This window comes from Oribacterium sp. P9, assembly GCF_046365365.1.
In the GTDB taxonomy this organism is placed as follows: domain Bacteria; phylum Bacillota; class Clostridia; order Lachnospirales; family Lachnospiraceae; genus Oribacterium.
The window spans coordinates 14648-31726 of record NZ_JBKEIS010000004.1; the positions used below are offsets into that span (position 1 = coordinate 14648).

General features: G+C 55.9%; 12 protein-coding genes. All 12 read right to left on the minus strand.

Features of this window, described 5'->3' with window-relative positions; translation table 11 throughout:
- Positions 1-62: 62 nt before the first annotated feature.
- Positions 63-1622 (minus strand): hypothetical protein, encoded by a 1560-nt coding sequence (locus ACK8P7_RS04185; protein WP_410042978.1) that lies wholly within the window; start codon positions 1620-1622, stop codon positions 63-65.
- A gap of 107 nt (positions 1623-1729) precedes the next feature.
- Positions 1730-3214: a DUF1846 domain-containing protein gene (locus ACK8P7_RS04190; RefSeq protein ID WP_410042979.1), complete on the minus strand. Its 1485-nt coding sequence runs from the start codon at positions 3212-3214 to the stop codon at positions 1730-1732.
- Positions 3215-3626: 412 nt separating this feature from the next.
- Positions 3627-4694: a 16S rRNA (cytosine(1402)-N(4))-methyltransferase RsmH gene (gene rsmH / locus ACK8P7_RS04195; protein WP_410043074.1), complete on the minus strand. Its 1068-nt coding sequence runs from the start codon at positions 4692-4694 to the stop codon at positions 3627-3629.
- 116 nt (positions 4695-4810) lie between these two features.
- Entirely contained in the window at positions 4811-7330 is a 2520-nt protein-coding gene (locus ACK8P7_RS04200) for an EAL domain-containing protein (RefSeq protein WP_410042980.1), read from the minus strand.
- 306 nt (positions 7331-7636) lie between these two features.
- On the minus strand, positions 7637-8650 hold the full coding sequence (gene fliB, locus ACK8P7_RS04205) for a flagellin lysine-N-methylase (RefSeq protein WP_410042981.1): 1014 nt from the start codon (positions 8648-8650) through the stop codon (positions 7637-7639).
- Positions 8651-8656: 6 nt separating this feature from the next.
- Complete coding sequence (locus ACK8P7_RS04210; RefSeq protein ID WP_410042982.1) at positions 8657-9811, minus strand: tRNA dihydrouridine synthase; 1155 nt, start codon at positions 9809-9811, stop codon at positions 8657-8659.
- Positions 9812-9929: 118 nt separating this feature from the next.
- Positions 9930-10793 carry a patatin family protein gene (locus ACK8P7_RS04215; RefSeq protein ID WP_410042983.1) on the minus strand — a complete coding sequence of 288 codons (864 nt, stop codon included), beginning with the start codon at positions 10791-10793 and terminating at the stop codon, positions 9930-9932.
- Positions 10794-10976: 183 nt separating this feature from the next.
- Entirely contained in the window at positions 10977-11708 is a 732-nt protein-coding gene (locus ACK8P7_RS04220) for a L,D-transpeptidase family protein (RefSeq protein ID WP_410042984.1), read from the minus strand.
- Between the two features lie 120 nt (positions 11709-11828).
- Positions 11829-12605: a tRNA pseudouridine(38-40) synthase TruA gene (truA, locus tag ACK8P7_RS04225; RefSeq protein WP_410042985.1), complete on the minus strand. Its 777-nt coding sequence runs from the start codon at positions 12603-12605 to the stop codon at positions 11829-11831.
- Between the two features lie 255 nt (positions 12606-12860).
- Positions 12861-13805, minus strand: coding sequence for a translation elongation factor Ts (tsf, locus tag ACK8P7_RS04230; protein ID WP_410042986.1), 945 nt, complete (start codon positions 13803-13805; stop codon positions 12861-12863).
- A 114-nt stretch (positions 13806-13919) separates the two neighbouring features.
- Positions 13920-14669 carry a 30S ribosomal protein S2 gene (gene rpsB / locus ACK8P7_RS04235; protein ID WP_410042987.1) on the minus strand — a complete coding sequence of 250 codons (750 nt, stop codon included), beginning with the start codon at positions 14667-14669 and terminating at the stop codon, positions 13920-13922.
- A gap of 257 nt (positions 14670-14926) precedes the next feature.
- Complete coding sequence (gene topA / locus ACK8P7_RS04240) at positions 14927-16966, minus strand: type I DNA topoisomerase (RefSeq protein WP_410042988.1); 2040 nt, start codon at positions 16964-16966, stop codon at positions 14927-14929.
- Between the last annotated feature and the right edge of the window lie 113 nt (positions 16967-17079).

Sequence of the window (17079 nt, forward strand, 5' to 3'; positions counted from 1 at the left end):
CGCGCGGGGCGTACGGAAACGACGCGTATCACGATCCCCCACAAGCTTCTATCTGAAGTATTCTACCATACTACAGGGCCGCGTGCTAGCTTAAGTTTTTCTTCGAATCGTTCCCTTAAGCGCGTTGCTTTCAGGAAATGCCCTGAAAGCACAACGTGCTTTCCTGCACAGTACTGAACGCAGATCTTTGCGAGGGCGTCGAGGAGGAACCAGGCGAGGAGGCGGCTGTTGTCGTCGGCGCTGCCTGCGTCCGGGTGCTTCCGATTCAGCGGGTGGTCGTAATTGCGTTTTCCTAGGCTTGTAAGGTAGCGGATCCGTTCGTCGGCGAGGAGGCGGATCAGCTGCTCTGTGTGGAGGATGTCCGGATGGTCGTCGGCGTTGGTTTCGCTGAAGGCACCGTCGTCGGTGTCTTCCCAGAGGTCGCCCGGCTCGAGGGTTGGGTCGTCCATCTCTTCGGCGGCCGCGATGAGCTTCTCGAGCTTCGCGTAGAGCGCGTCGATCTGCGCCTTATATTTTCCACGCAGAATGATCGATTTTCGGTCTCGTTCGGCGCATCCATACATTTCGCTTTGTGCTGCATTTCGGATATCCGTAGATCCATGCAGGTCATTTTCTACATATGGCTCGGTGTTTCCCGAAACCGCCTGCTGTTCGAACGCTTCCGCGGTTTCGGTCAATGCTTCCATCGCTGTTCTTCCCGTCGGTGTGCTGATGCGCTGGAAACCGAGGATGGCTGCGGCGGCGTCGAAGAGGCCGCTCGCTGAGGTGGAGCGGGTGGTGTTTTTATTTCGATCCTGCGCGATATACTGAGCGCGGGCGTCGTTCAGGCTGCAGAGATCGAGGAGGTGAACCTTTTCGGAGGCCGCCTGCTTCGCGACGAAGTCCCGGATGGCTTCATCCTCGTTATGGGCCATACGCGCGAGGTCATAGAGCATCGATACGGCGATCTGCCATGGCGCCGAGCTGTGAAGCTCCATATTCGTGCCGATCAGCTGATAGGGATGGATCGAGGCGAGACGTGTGAAGCCCTCGCCGGAGATCTCGAGGATCTCGCCGCCCCAGAGCGTGCCGTCGGAGCCGTAGCTGAGGTCATCGAGGCAGATGCCGAGCACGGCAGTGCTCGCGTGACGTACGTCCGCTGCTGCGGCTGTGCTGTGCGTTTTCAGCTGTTCGATGCGATGGGACGCTGTATCCATCTTCTCTGCATCTGCGCTCATCTGCCCATCCTCGCGAAGCGATGGAGTTCGCGTTGCATCGGACTGCATACTGGCATCCATCGCGTCGAGAATCGCGCGGTGACACTTCTGCATACGAAGCATCGGCACCCGATAGTGCTCCGCGAGGACTTCAGCGGCGTAGGTCGTTGGGAACTTCGGGTAGAGGTCGCAGGCGATGCGATCCGGCTGCTCCTCTCTCTCATCGAGGGTTGCGATGACCTGTGCAGCGAGGCGCTCCCCGAGCTGCTGCGGCGTTTCGAGCCCCAGCGTCATCGCTGTGAATGTGAAGTGCTCTGCAGGGTGCAGCTCATAGCGCAGCACATAGCCTTCACTGACATCTGCCCCGAGGGAGACGGTGATCCGACTGTTTCCGCTGTTTTCTTTTAGTTCACTGGTTCTGGTCATATTTTTCACTCTATAGTAGGCATGGTGTGCATTTTCCCGCCTCATCATGCCTACGATTGATCTCAATGATTACAAAAAACTGTGCCGTTGCCGGCACAGTTTGGAATTTACTTGTGGAAGAGCTTCTTCGTCTGGTACTGCGGCTCGCAGGTCACGTTGACGCCGAGCTTCTTAAAGGTGTTTTCGTCGACTTCAGACAGGATGACAGAGCTGTGTGCCTCACAGCCGCGGAGCTTCTCGAGCTGCTGCATCGCGGTCTCGGCGTTCGGGTCATGGGTCGCGCAGATGGTGAGGGCGATCAGCATCTCATCGAGGTGGAGACGCGGATTGTGGTTGCCGAGGTGCGCCGTCTTCAGGTGCTGGATCGGCTCGATGATCTCCGGGGACATGAGGTTCACGGAGTCGTCGATGCCACCGAGAACCTTCAGGGCATTCAGGAGCATCGCGCTCACCGCGCCGAGCAGCGAGGAAGTTTTTCCGGTGATGATGGTGCCGTCCGGGAGCTCAATCGCTGCGGCCGGGTCGCCGGTCAGCGCCGCCTTCTGCTTGGCCGCTGAAATCACCGGGCGGTCGTTCGTGGAGACATTGGCCTTCTCCATCAGAAGCTCGAGCTTATCAACGATGGACTGTGCGCCGTTTCCCTTGCGAAGATCGCAGAGCGCCGTGTAGTAGCGGCGGATGATCTCGAGGCGGGAGGCATAGCAGCAGTTCTCGTCGTTTTCGATGCAGTAACCGGCCATGTTGACACCCATGTCGGTCGGGGACTTGTACGGGCTCTCGCCGTAGATGCGCTGGAACATCGCGTTCAGGACAGGGAAGACCTCGACGTCACGGTTATAGTTGACCGTGGTCTTGCCATAGGCTTCGAGGTGATACGGGTCGATCATGTTGACGTCGTTGAGGTCGGCGGTCGCCGCCTCGTAGGCGAGATTGACCGGATGACTCAGCGGGATGTTCCAGATCGGGAAGGTCTCGAACTTCGCGTAGCCGGCCTTGACGCCGTGCTTGTTCTCCTGGTAGAGCTGGCTCAGGCAGACGGCCATCTTTCCGGAACCCGGGCCCGGTGCGGTCACGACCACGAGGGAGCGGGTCGTCTCGATGTAGTCGTTCTTGCCGAATCCCTCCTCGCTGATGATGAGCGGTACGTTGCCAGGATACCCGGAGATCGGGTAATGACGGTAAACCTTGATGCCGAGGGACTCGAGCTTCTTCTGGTAAGCGATCGCACTCTCCTGCCCATCGAAGCGGGTGAGCACGACGGAGCCCACATAGAGGCCATAGCCGCGGAACGCATCGATGAGTCGCAGCACGTCCATATCGTAGGTGATGCCGAGATCCCCACGGACCTTGTTCTTCTCGATGTCGCCGGCATTGATGACGATCACGACCTCCGCGTCATCCTTCAACTCACGCAGCATGCGGATCTTACTATCCGGCTGAAAGCCCGGAAGCACACGAGATGCATGGTAATCATCGAACAGCTTGCCGCCGAACTCAAGATAGAGCTTACCGCCAAACTTCGAAATACGCTCACGGATATGCTCCGACTGCATCTTAAGGTACTTATCGTTATCGAAACCCTTTTTAAACATCGTACTACTCCCTCTTATTCCCTGCTTCGCCGGTGCCACCCTGCACCGATCCACCGTTATTAAATATCAAAAAACAAATCGCAATTAGTATAAAAAAGTCAGTCTGTCTTGTCAATTCATATTGGATGCAAAGCAGCCCGAAGGGATGACAATAGTAACAGTTCAGGCAGGGGACCAGAAGGGGCGGCAACGGAGGCCATACGTAGAGACCGTGTGAAATCAAGCCGGGTCCCCTTAGCGGCACTTGGTACTATTTTCCTTAGCACCCTCTGCAACGCTGAGTTTTCATAAAGAAAACTCAGCGATTGCAGAGGGCCTAGTGCCGCTTAGGGTCCCCGGCTTAGAGTTCACCGGTCTCGGAGTACTGTGCCTCCGTTGCCGCTCCTTCGGGCCACTTACCGATATGTAAAGCTTATTTGATCGCCCAGCGGAGCTTCGTCGAGTGCGCCCGCGGGTTGATGAAGCACTCTTCCTTTCCCGGGCGGATGACGTCACGGGAGACCTCGCGATAGATGCCGGCCTTCTGCATCTCCTTGAAGAACTTCTTCACGAGACGGTCCTCACCGCTGTGGAAGGTAAGGATGGCGACGCGGGCACCCGGATTCAGACAATCCGGCAGCTTCTCGAGGAAGTCATAGAGCACCTCGAACTCACTGTTTACGTCGATGCGCAGTGCCTGAAAGACACGCTGGCAGGACTTCTTCACGGCGTCCTTCTGCTCCTTCTCCGGAAGGAAGGCGAGGGCCTTCGCGATGGTGCCCCGAAGCTCAGTCGTCGTTTCAAACTTCATCCCCTTATGGAGACCGCGGTCGATCTCCCTCGCGATACGCTCAGCATACGGCTCATCGGAATTCTCGATGAACATGTTCACCATGTCGTCATAGGACAGCGTGCGCAGGCGCTCGGAAGCCGATTCGCCGGCTTCCGGATTGAGTCTCAGGTCCAGCGGACCGTCGGTCTTATAGCTGAAGCCCCGCTCCGGATTATCGATCTGCATCGAGGAGACGCCGAGATCCGCGAGGACGAAATCGAATTTGTCGCCATTCCCCGTGACCTGGTCGATGTCCCGGAAATTCAGATGACGGATGGTGAGAATATCCTCCCCGTAGCCCTTCTCACGGAGACGCTTCTCGGTCTTCGCCGACTCGATCGGATCGACGTCCGTCGCGTAGAGGTGCCCCTGTCCATGGAGCTGCTCGAGCATCTTCTCCGTGTGCCCGCCGTAGCCGAGGGTGGCATCCATGCCGATCTCGCCCGGCTGAATCTTCAGCACATCGAGGATCTCCTTCGCCATGATCGAGATGTGCATCCCTGCCGGAGTCTTCCCCTTCTGGATGATCTTCACGATGTCGTCCTGGTACTTCTCCGGGTTCAGCTCTTTATACTTTTCGTCGAAGCGGCGCGGATACTTCCCGCTGTAGCGCTTCCGCCGCTGATGCTTCACTGGCTCTCCGCCTGCCGTAGAAGTAGTGGCAGACATCATTGTGTCAGCATTGTCCGCTGACTGTGCGCTGGCACCTGCTTCCGCGTCGTGCCGGATGTCGGCATTGCCCGCCTCCTGTGTATCGTTGGTCAAATGTTCGATTCTCTTCTCTGTCATGAATCCAGAAACTCCACTCTATAATATGGGACGGCATTGCCATCCATCGGGCGACTGAAGAAGTAGCCCTGAACGTCGTCACAGCCGAGGGCCGTGGCGAGGTCATACTGCGCGCGATTCTCGACACCCTCGATACAGAGTGTCATATTGAGGTCATGCGCGATGTTGACGATGTTCTTGATGATGTTGGTCTTTCCCTGCTGGAGGTAGGTGTCCGTCATCTTCTTATCCAGCTTGATACGGTCCGCCGGGATGAAGGTGAGGTAGTTCAGCGACGAGTAGCCCGTGCCGAAGTCGTCGAGGGCGAGGCCGATCCCGAGCTCCCGAAGCTGCCGGAAGAGCATGTTCGTCTGCTCCTTATACTCCATATAGAGACTCTCCGTAACCTCGATCTCGATGAGATCCGGCGAGATGTTTTCCTTCTGAAGCAGGGACTTCAGGTACTGCACGTACTCTTCATCCTGCAGCTGCTTCGCCGAGTAGTTGATGGACACCTTCTGAAGCTCCACGCCCTGGGCGCGCCAGACGGCCATCTGATGGATGACCTTTTCGGTGACGATACGGCCGATCCGGATGATCATGCCGTACTTCTCTGCTGGGGCAATGAAGCGGTCCGGATAGTATGCACCGCTCTTCAGGCGTACGAGGGCCTCGTAGCCGATGACTTTGCCGGTTTTCGTCGAGATCTGCGGCTGGTAGACGATCCGGAAACCGTCGTGATCACAGGCATCATGCAGGGTCAGGACGATATTGTCCTCCTCGAGGATGCGCTCATGCATCGTCGCATCGAAGAATACCGCCGTATGCTTGCCGCGGCTCTTCGCCTCTGTCAGCGCCTTGTCTGCCTCGGAGAAAAGCTCATTGATGAGGTGTTCCTTCCCGGCCGACGTCGTTACACCGATGCTGGAGGTAACGGTCAGATGCTGCTCTTCATAGATGTATGGTTCATTCAGGATGTTTCGGAGATACGATAGCATCTCGCCGCTGTCCTGGTTGATTTCATTCGCAAACAGGATGGCGAACTCATCACCTCCGTAACGGGAAACAAAGCCCTGGTACTTCACCGCGACGAGGCGGAGGCGACGGGCCATCTCCTTCAGTACATAATCGCCGGCGCCGTGGCCGAAGGTATCGTTCAGGGTTTTAAAGTTATCGATATCGATGAGCATGAGGGTATGGGTGCCGCCCTCCTGCAGCAGCTCCTGCATGCGCACATCGGCATGGCTCCGGTTCGGCAGCTGTGTCGTCGTATCATGCTCATACATATACTGCAGCTTGTTTCTGGAGTAGGTCAGCTCGCGGGTCTTGCGCCGCTTCTCTTCGTTTGAGATTTCGAGAACGATCAGCCCGATAAAGAGACCGGTCATGATATAGGCACTCGGCAGGATGATCGCCTTATATTGCCTGAAGTAGCTCAGCGGCTCGTTGATGAATTCGGTATCCTTCGGAAGGACATAGGTGCTCAGTCCATGCTTCTTCAGGACATCATAATCGAAGGCATAGTGGCTGACGTTCTCATAGTCCACCGGCATAGCATCCGCCGATGCACCATTCAGGATGTCAATGACGGTACGCGCAGCGATCTCTCCTGCCGCTTCGTAGTCGAAGTAATGTCCGCCGGCGAGGCCGCAGCCGAGACCGCCGATCGAGGCACGGAAAACCGGCACCGGACAGTGCTCTGTGATGAACGCTGCACTCGTTTCGACATCATAAATCGAGCCATCTGCATTTTCGAAGGCATCCATGAAGATTACGATGGAATCCTGGTCGATGCTTTCGAGCTGCTGTGTCAGCTCGTCGGTATAGAGCATCGAGGTATTGATATACTGGAAGCTATAGTCCGGGAAATCGGCTTCGAGCTTCTGCATCTGCTTTAAGTCACCGAGTCCGGAGTCGGTTTCATCATAGATGGTGACGATCGTATCCGCCTTCGGAAGAAGCTTTGCCGCGACTTCGATCGTGCCCTTCAGGTCGAAATTCTCCGTTTTACCGGTGACATCATGATAGTTCATCGCGCCACGTGCGTGGTCGAAATCATTGATGCACATAAAGACCATCGGGCTGCCCTTAAAGAGGGTATCGCGATAGCGGAGACCGAACTTCAGTGCAGCATCATCCGCGAGGATGATGGCGTCAAACGCATCCTGATTCCGATACTTATAGAGCAGACTGTTGTAGACATTCTGCAGATTCCCTTCCGCCGGGTAGTTTCGGGTATCCATGAACTCCTCGGTCACGTTGATCCCCGGGTACTGGTCGAACACCTTCAGCATCCCCTTCTCCTGATCCGGCACGGTGATGAAGCTCCGGCTGTAGGAGCTCAGAAAGAGAACGTCCGCACTCGAAAAAGAAGCCTCCTGCACGGTGGCAGCAGACGTATCCGGCGCATAGGTCGAGTTGTAGAAGTCCTGGATGAGCATCACGAGGCCACAGAGGATAAAGCCGGCCGAGAGGGTACACAGGATGATATGGATATGTTTTCTTGAGAATTCTTTCAACGTTCTTTTTCGTCTCATGGATGCGAGGCGCTCCTATTAATCATTTTAACGTAGAACGTTGATTCGGGCAAGTTGATTGTGCAGAATGACCGGAGCCACGGAGGGGCGACAACGGAGGCCATACGTAGAGAACGTGTGAAATCAAGTCGGGTCCCCTTAGCGGCACTTGGTACTATTTTCCTTAGCACCCTCTAGCAACGCTGAGTTTTCATCAAGAAAACTCAGCGATTGCAGAGGGCCTAGTGCCGCTTAGGGTCCCCGGCTTAGATTGAACCGGTCTCGGAGTACTGTGCCTCCGTTGTCGCCCCTCCGGGGCTCCGGTCATCAGATTGATTTCAGCAGATTCACATTTCCTTCATCATGCTCGACCTCCTTCGAGAAGAGGTGCGCGACGTCGATGATGTCCGCGACGTCGAGCTGCTGCTGTCCGGTCCAGCGGCTGTAGAGCATGAAGAGGATCATCATGAGGCTGCGGTGGACGAGGCAGAGCTCGATTTCGATATCGCCGTCGATGCAGGTGTCGATGAAGTAGCGGTAGACGAAGTAGACGGCGAGCTTCGTGAACCAGCGGTCGAGCTGCGCGGCTTCCGCCTGCATGAACAGAGGAAGTGCATCGAGGAAGTGCGGATCTGCGATCTTCTGCTCGTAGTCTTCGACGAGGGCATCCCACTCCGGACGGAGGGAATCGAGATGCTTCATGCACTCGACGAGGGCCGGGAAATCCTCCTTCAGATAGCTTCGCTCCGCGTCGGCTTCCTTCGGATCGAGGCCCTGCGCGTCCGCAACGAGGGCACGTACGGCCTGCCATGCATCAAGGAAGGCACCGTCGTGATCCTGGAGAAGCGCGATGCAGCGGTTTCGAAGTGCAAGCACCTCGATGAGGGTCTCCTGCTCTTCTTCACTGATCTCCTCACCCGGGATCTCATTCTCGGAGCGGATATACTCGATCCGCGCACACTCCGTGAAGAAGATGCGGCCGAGCTCCATGCAGCTCAGGCTCATGTCGATCTGCTCATAATTTCCGACGTCCATGAAGTAGCGCGGGTACTCCGTGCAGGTCTGACAGAGACTCTCCTCCCCGAGCTGTATATACATCTCACAGAGAAGGTCCTTCCGAAGAAACGGGCAGCGACCTTCCTTCGTGAGCGGGAAGAAGCAGTCGCCGTCCTCTTCCCGTATATGGGCGCGCAGCGTATCTCCGAAGCTGCCCTCCACGCTGCGGTAGTATGCGCTCGACGCCTCGTCGACGTCGACCTCCCAGCCGGCACAGCAGGTGTCCGGGCAGCGACCGCCGATGCAGCGGAACTTTTCATAGTAGGATGGATATTCGATGATCATGATGTCTTACACCTCTCCCTTCAGTGGACAGTTCGCGAGCAGATTTCGTACCGCCGCACGGTAGCGCACGATAGTATCTGCCTTCCGGATCTCCTTCATGTAGCGATCGCTGCCTTCGAAGGACTGACTCAGCCAGTTCCAGTACTCCTTCATCTTAAATAGGGTGTTCCGTTCACTCTGCATCTCCGTCATATAATTTCCGAGGAGCTGCTCATGAAAGGCCTTCAGCTCCTCGAGCGTGGCCGCTGCCCCGCCCCGGATTTCACGTACCAGCGCCGGATTTGTGAGGAGTCCGCGGCCGATCATGATACTGTCAATCTCCGGGAACATCCGGGTGATCCGCTCATAGTCTGCGACGGTGACGATGTCTCCGTTATACACGAGGTGATGCTTCGACGCCTCGACGAACTGCCGGAAGACGTCGAGATGCACCTCTCCGCGGTAGATCTGCTTCTGCACACGCGGGTGAACGATGAGGTCCTTCAGCGGGTAACGGTTGTAGACACGGATCAGCTCGCCGGCTTCGTCCGGTTCCCAGCCGCCGATCCGGGTCTTCACGGAGATGCAGACATGCGTCCGGCCATCTGCGGTTTTCACCGGCTTCGGGCGGATCGCGCCGTCTCTCTCTTCCGAGTCCAATGTCTCTGCCGTTTCGTTCATCTCGTCGCGCGATGCCTCGGATGCCTCCGCGTATTTCGAGTCCAATATCTCTGCCGAAGGCATCTTCACGAACAGCGGTACCTCAGGTGCGTCCGCGACATCATAGCAGATACCTTCTTTCTCCAGAAGCTCGAAGGTCTGATCGAGGAACTCGTCGAGGCGATCCGGGTCCCGGAGCAGACCGGCGCCTTTCCCCTTCGCGACGACCGTGCCACTCGGGCAGCCTGCATTGAGATTCACCTCGGTATAACCGAGCTTCGCCATCTCCCGGATGGCCCAGGCGAACATCTCTGCGTTATTCGTGATGATCTGCGGCACGACGCGCATGCCGAGATTATGCTCCGGTGCGACATCGCGCTCCTCACGGTGTGTAAACTGGAAGGTATCATTCGCCGAGAGAAAAGGCGTATAGAAGCGATCGAGGCCTGGGAACGCGGCGTTGTACGCGGTCCGAAAACAATAGCCGGTGACGCCCTCCATCGGTGCGAAATAGAATTTCATAAAGTAAATCCTTTTGTTTGCAATAGGCGGAGTTATGGTTCAGATGTAGTTAAGTCAAGGCGTGGCCCGGAGGGACGGCCCCTTGGCTGAACTGCAATGATCTATCACTGTGCACATCTCAGCCGAGAAAGGCACGGACCTCCTCCAGTCGCTTCTCTGCCTCGCTGCGTCCGATCTGGTATACGCGCTCGAGTGCCTCCGGATCGTGCTCGACGCGGTGGATGCCGAGAGGCGCTGGCGGCTGGATGACCAGTACCTGACCGGTGGTCTCCTTCGCGTGCACATCCGCGAGCTGATCGTTGTACATGAAGTGACGATTCTTCATCGCCTCATAGCAGAGCGGATACTGCTTCTGCAGCTTGCGGAAGGCCTGCATGCCCGCCTGCGGTTTCTTCTGGTAGCTCCGGTCCTGTGTGAGGATGACGACATTGCGCTCATAGCCGATATGCTCCATGAAGGAGAGCGGGATCGCGTTGCTGATACCGCCATCGAGGAGCGTCTGGCCACGGATCACGACCGGCTTCGACACGAGCGGCATGGAGGCACTCGCACGGAACCACTCCATCTCCTCCGGATTCGAGCTCTTACACTCATGGTAGACCGGACGCCCGGTATCACAGTCCGTCGCGACCATGTAGAACTTCATCGGATTCGCGAGGAAGCTGTCCCAGTCGAAGAGATCGATCGTTTCCGGAAGCGTATGATAGCAGAACTCGGCATTGTAGAGGTTTCCGGTCTTCAGCAGGGACTCAATGCTGCAGTAGCGGCGGTCCTTCGCGAAGCGCTTATTGTAGCGGATCGTGCGTCCGATCTGCCGCGACTTGAAATTGCAGCCGAAGGTAGCACCCGCCGACACTCCGACCATACCGTCGAAGCGGATCCCCTCCTCCAAAAATACATCGAGCACACCCGCGGTGAACATCCCGCGCATCGCGCCGCCTTCACATACCAGGCCCGTACGGACCGTCTTTTCTTCTTCCATCCTTCTGCCTCCACTTTTCCGTCTGTTTCTGCTCCGTCTCTTATGCGGAAACGAAATTCTCCTGCCTGAGCTGTCCGGCCCGGCTTATGACGCCGTGACCGGATCCTCCTGTCTGGACGGTTCGCCTCACGACATCTTTTTCATTCGGCGGACGATTTCCGCCGGAACAGGCTACCGAGCTCCTTAGAAATTCGCGATCGACGCCTCGTTCGGCACGATCATCATGTAGCAGCCGTTATGACACTGCTGCAGCAGCGCGATCATATCCGCTTCCTCGACGGAAACGCAGCCCGCCGAGCCCCAGTCTGCCGGATTCTTGCAGTGCAGGAAGATCGCAGACCCGCGCTTGTAGACGGTCGGGTTCACATTGAAGCCGACGGCCATCGCATACTTATAGCAGATCGTGTACTCGCTGAGATGCTCTCCGCTGATCGGCGTCGCGCTCTCGACCCATGTGTTATACGTCGCCTGCTCGCCGGACCAGTAGGAGTTCGGCGTCACATCGCGCCAGCTCATCTGCGTGCCCGGATTCGGGGAGATGCCGAACGCATGGAGGATCGGGAAGGAGCCGACCGGCGTCGTCTGGTCGCCCTCGTGCCGCTCGTTCCAGGCCTTCAGTCCGTTTCGCCCATAGCCGCAGTAGGTTTCCATCGCCTTCTGCCAGCTGCCGTCCGCCTGCTTATTATAGAGGGAGAGGCTGTGGTCCACGACGAGGATGATCTGGTCTGTGATCTGTGCGGTCAGCGTTTTCGCCAATGCTTCTGCCTTCGCATCGTCACCGCTCGGAGCGCTCGTCACAGGCCCCGTGGTATCGATGATGGTTGGTCCGAACTCTGCCAGTGAAGTAAATGCGCTGCTTACGAAAAGCATCACTGCGATCAGACAGGCCCCGATGAAATTCTTTCTCATTTTCATACTGTATATCCTTCTATAGTCCATATCCTGCATCCCATGTTCTCATCCGTCTCATATCACCGACGATGAAATGGGATACAAGCATCCGTATGGTCTGCGATGATCTCATCCCCATGCGAATCAGTCATAATCCACCTTCATCAGGCAGAGCCCCTTCGCTTCCATCGTGACGCCGGCCATCTTCCGGTCACGGGAGGCGATGATGTCCTTCATCGATTCCGGACTCCGCTTTCCGAAGCCCACCTCGAGGAGGGTCCCGGTCATGATGCGGATCTGGTTCTGCAGGAAGCCGGTGCCATGGAAGTAGAGACGGATGTAAGGGCCGTTCTCCGTGATCTCCACGGTATCGATCTTTCGCACGGTCGACTTTTTCATCTTGCTGTTACCGCAGAAGCACCTGAAGTCATGCTCCCCGATGAGGTACGCGGCAGCCTCCCGCATCGCTGCGAGGTCCGGGTGCTTCTCGAGAACCGAGACATACTTCCGCTCGAAGACCGGCTTCTGATCACTGTACCAGCAGCTGTAGCGGTAGGTCTTGCCGGACGCCTTGAAGCGGCTGTGAAAGCGCTCTGCGCAGAGCTTCAGCTCATTGATGCTGATATCATCCGGGAGGTACTGGTTCATGTAGCTCCGGATCTCCTCTTCTGTTTTATCGGTATCGAGCAGCACATTGGCGGTCATCGCACGTGCATGCACCCCGGCGTCGGTCCGTCCCGCGCCGATGACGGTGATCGGGAAGGAGGCACAGTCCGCTGCCTGGTACTGGTCGCCGTAGATCATGCGGGTCAGTACCTGCTCGAGCTTTCCCTGGATCGTGAGCTCGGTGTTCGGCTGGTGCTCCCAGCCATAGTAGCGGGAACCGTCGTAGCTTAGAATCATCTTATAGTTTCTGGTCATAGTATGCTCCGTTTTTTTGTTTGGGAACATTGTAGCGCACTCGGGCGGTGAAGGTCAATTTACAAAATCCGGTCAATGTTCATTCGAATCTCCGAAGGGCAGCAACAGAAACACAGTACTCCAAGACCGGTTCAATCTAAGCCGGGGACCTTAAGCGGCACTAGGCCCTCTGGGGATTCGATCTGAACAGTAGGCGAGTAACAAAAGAGCTTCGGGACATGCCCGAAGCTCTGGTGAAATTATCATCTTTGAAGATTAGTTCTTCTTTGCAGCTGCCTGCTGTGCAGCAACCTCTGCTGCGAAGTCCTCGCTCTTCTTCTCGAGGCCCTCACCGGTCTCATAACGTACGAAGGTTACGAGCTGGATCTTCGCGCCCTGAGCCTTGGCTACAGAATCAACATATTGCTGAACGCTCTGCTTGCCATCCTCTGCTTTTACGTAGGTCTGATCTACGAGGCAGATCTCCTTGAGCTCCTTGTTGAGACGACCCTGAACCATACCGTTGAGAACCTTCTCCGGTGCGTTCGGCTTCTCGTTCTTGGCAGCCTCTGTAAGGATTGCGGTCTCGTGTGCGAGATACTCCTGGTCAACCTCTGCACGAGTGGTGTACTTCGGGTTCAGAGCAGCGATCTGCATCGCGATGTTCTTCGCCATCTCAGCGACAGCGTCGTTGACAACGTCGGACTTCACCTGAAGGATGACACCGATACGTCCACCAGCGTGGATGTAAGCGGATACGAGACCCTCGTTCTCAACGAGCTTGTGGAAACGACGGATGTGCATGTTCTCACCGATGATGGAGATCTCCTCGGAAAGCTGCTCAGCGACGGTTCTGGTCTCATCGAGGTTCCACTTCTCAGCGAGGAAAGCGTCGATGTCTGCAGCGGAAGTTGTAAGAGCCTGATCACAAACCTGATCAACGTAAGCCTGGAACTTTGCGTTCTTTGCTACGAAATCGGTCTCAGCGTTAACCTCTACGACAACACCAGTGTGCATGTCCTCAGAAACCTTTGCGAAGGAAACACCCTCTGCTGCGATTCTGCCGGCCTTCTTCTCAGCGCCTGCAAGGCCCTGCTCTCTAAGGAACTCTACGGCCTTATCCATGTCACCCTCGGTAGCAGCGAGTGCCTTCTTACAAGCCATCATACCTGCACCGGTAATATCTCTTAACTCCTTAACCTGAGCTGCTGTAATTGCCATCTTTTTATCCTCCTGGATGTTTATTTGATGGAAGCCCCACCGGCTCCCTTTGAAACAAGAAAAGCCAGCATTCTGCAATTTATGAAATTGTCGAATGCTGGCGTTATCAATTAATTAAGCCTCAGTAGAAACGACAGTCTCGTCGCCAGCAGTTGCTGCTGCAGCCTCTTCCTCTGTCATATCGCCCTGCTTAGCCTCGATGACAGCATCTGCCATCTTGCCGACGATCAGCTTGATCGCACGGATAGCGTCATCGTTACCCGGGATTACATAATCAAGCTCCTCAGGATCAGCGTTGGTATCTGCGATACCGAAAAGGGTGATGCCGAGGTTATGAGCCTCCTTCACGCAGATCTTCTCCTTCTTAGGATCTACAACGAAGATCGCGTCCGGAAGAACCTTCATCTCCTTGATGCCACCGATGTTAGCCTCAAGCTTCTCCCACTCCTTCTTGATCAGCGCAACTTCCTTCTTCGGAAGAACGTCGAAGGTGCCATCCTCTGCCATCTTCTCGATCTGCTTCAGACGCTCGATACGAGTCTCGATGGTCTTGAAGTTTGTAAGCATACCGCCGAGCCATCTCTCGTTTACGTAGAACTCACCACAACGAAGAGCCTCTGCCTTTACAGCATCCTGTGCCTGCTTCTTGGTACCTACGAAAAGAACAGTACCACCGTCCTGTACGATCTTTACCATCGCGTTGTAGGCATCGTCTACCATCTTTACGGTCTGCTGAAGATCGATGATGTGGATACCGTTACGCTGTGTGTAGATGTACGGAGCCATCTTAGGGTTCCATCTTCTAGTCTGATGACCAAAGTGTACGCCAGCCTCAAGGAGCTGCTTCATTCCAATTGCACTCATTTTAATACCTCCTGGTTGTTTCTTCCATCTCAGCCTTCGTGCTTACCGGCTTTCGCCCTGTGCGGGTACCTTCCGGTGTTTGCTGAGATGTGCTGTTTATGTTCTTCTATAAAAGAAGCCGCGTCTCAAAAAGACGCGACTTGTAATATAACATAAAGCTTTGATTGCTGTCAATATTTTAGACGGGCGATTTTTCGTGAATTTGTAATCCTCGCTGCTGTCCGCCGAGCCATATCTGAACGGTAACGAATCCTCGATCAGTCCGGCATCACCGGCTCTGGATTCGTATCGGTGGATGGTGCCACGAAGATGTCGCCATCCTTCTTCTCACCGACGACGGCTTCCTTCGGCTTGCTCCAGGTCATGTATTCACACTCCGGATAGCGGGAGCAGCTGTAGAAAATCCGGCCCTTCTTCGAACGACGCTTCACGCACTCTGCGCCGCAGTCCGGGCAGGTGAAGCCGGCATACTCGACATACGGCTTCGTGTTCCGACACTCCGGGAAGCCCGGGCATGCCAGGAACTTGCCATGTGGACCGTACTTGATGACCATGTGGCGTCCGCACTTATCACAGAGCACATCGGTCTCCTCATCACGAATCGTGATCTTCTCGACCTCCGCCTGTGCCTTCTCAACGGCTTCCTCGAGATCCGGGTAGAAGTTCTCGACGATCGTCTTCCACTTCGTCTTACCAGCTGCGACACTATCAAGCAGGGACTCCATATTCGCGGTGAATGCGGTATCGATGATGGTCGGGAAGTTCTTCTGCATCATATCGTCGACCGCGAGACCGAGCTCGGTGACGAAGATGTTCTTCTTTTCCTTCGCGATATAACGGCGCGCCAGCAGGGTGCCGATGGTCGGTGCATAGGTTGACGGACGACCGATGCCATCCTCCTCGAGGGCCTTCACGAGTGAAGCCTCGGTATAGTGTGCCGGCGGCTGTGTGAAGTGCTGCTCCTTATCGAAGCTGTCGAGCGAAAGCTGCTCGCCGACCGTAAGCTCCGGGAGCGAAACATCCTTCTCCGCCTTATCCTCCTCCGTCATGTAGACCGAGAGGAAACCATCGAAGCTGAGCTTCGAGCCGTTCAGTGTGAAGACATACTCGCCAGCACGCAGCTTTACGGACTCGGTGCTGTAGAGCGCAGCCGACATACGGCTCGCGAGGAAGCGCTTATAGATCAGCTGGTACAGGCGGAACTCGTCACGCGGGAGCTTCGACTTCGCCTCCTCGGGACTAAGCTCTAGGCTCGTCGGACGGATCGCCTCGTGTGCGTCCTGGATCTTCACTTCGGCCTGTGCCTTCGACTGTACGCTGGAACCACCGTTCACATAATGCTCGCCGAACTGTGCCGCGATGAAGCTTCTGGCCGCCGCATCCGCCTCGTCGGCGATACGTGTACTATCGGTACGCAGGTAGGTGATATAACCATCCTCATACAGGGTCTGTGCGAGCTTCATGGTCTTACTGGTGGCGAAGCCGAGGGACTTCGCCGCCTCCTGCTGCATCGTCGAGGTCGTAAATGGCAGCGGTGCCTTCTTGCGACGCTCGGACTTTCGGATGTCACTCACGATGAAATCATCCTTCCCGATCTTCTGCAGGATCGCATCGACCTCAGCCTCTGAGCTCAGTGCCTGCTTCTTCTCGCCACCGTAGAAGGCGGCGGTGAGCTTCTTCTTTCCGTGCAGGAGGATTGCATCGAGGGACCAGTACTCCTCCGGTACGAAGGCCGCGATCTGGGCTTCACGGTCACAGATCATACGGAGTGCGACGGACTGTACACGACCGGCAGAGAGGCCCTTACGGATTTTCTTCCATAATAATGGACTGATGGTATAACCCACGAGACGGTCGATGACACGACGTGCCTGCTGCGCATCTACGAGGTCCATATCGATATCGCGCGGACTTTTCAGCGCGTTCTTAACGGCATTCTTCGTGATCTCGTTAAAGGTGATACGCGTGATCTTCGCTTTATTCTTCTCATCCTTCTCGAGTTCGTTACGGAGATGCCAGCTGATGGCCTCCCCCTCACGATCCGGGTCGGTTGCGAGATAGATGCGATCCGCCTTCTTCGCTTCTTTCTTCAGCTTCGCGAGGAGCTCACCCTTGCCGCGGATCGTGATGTACTTCGGCTCATAGTCATGCTCGACATCGACGCCGAGGGAGCTCTTCGGCATATCGATGAGATGTCCCATGGTGGCATCGACCGTATACTGCTTGCCGAGAAATTTTTTGATCGTTTTCACCTTTGCAGGCGACTCTACGATAATCAGATTGTTTGTACTTGCCATTCAGACTCACCTTTTATTTATACAAGATCTGCGCCGGATGGCTGATTTCATACAGAAATCGGTATACCGGTGCAGATAAACGTTCTTTCCCGAAAGGGTAAATCTCAGACAAT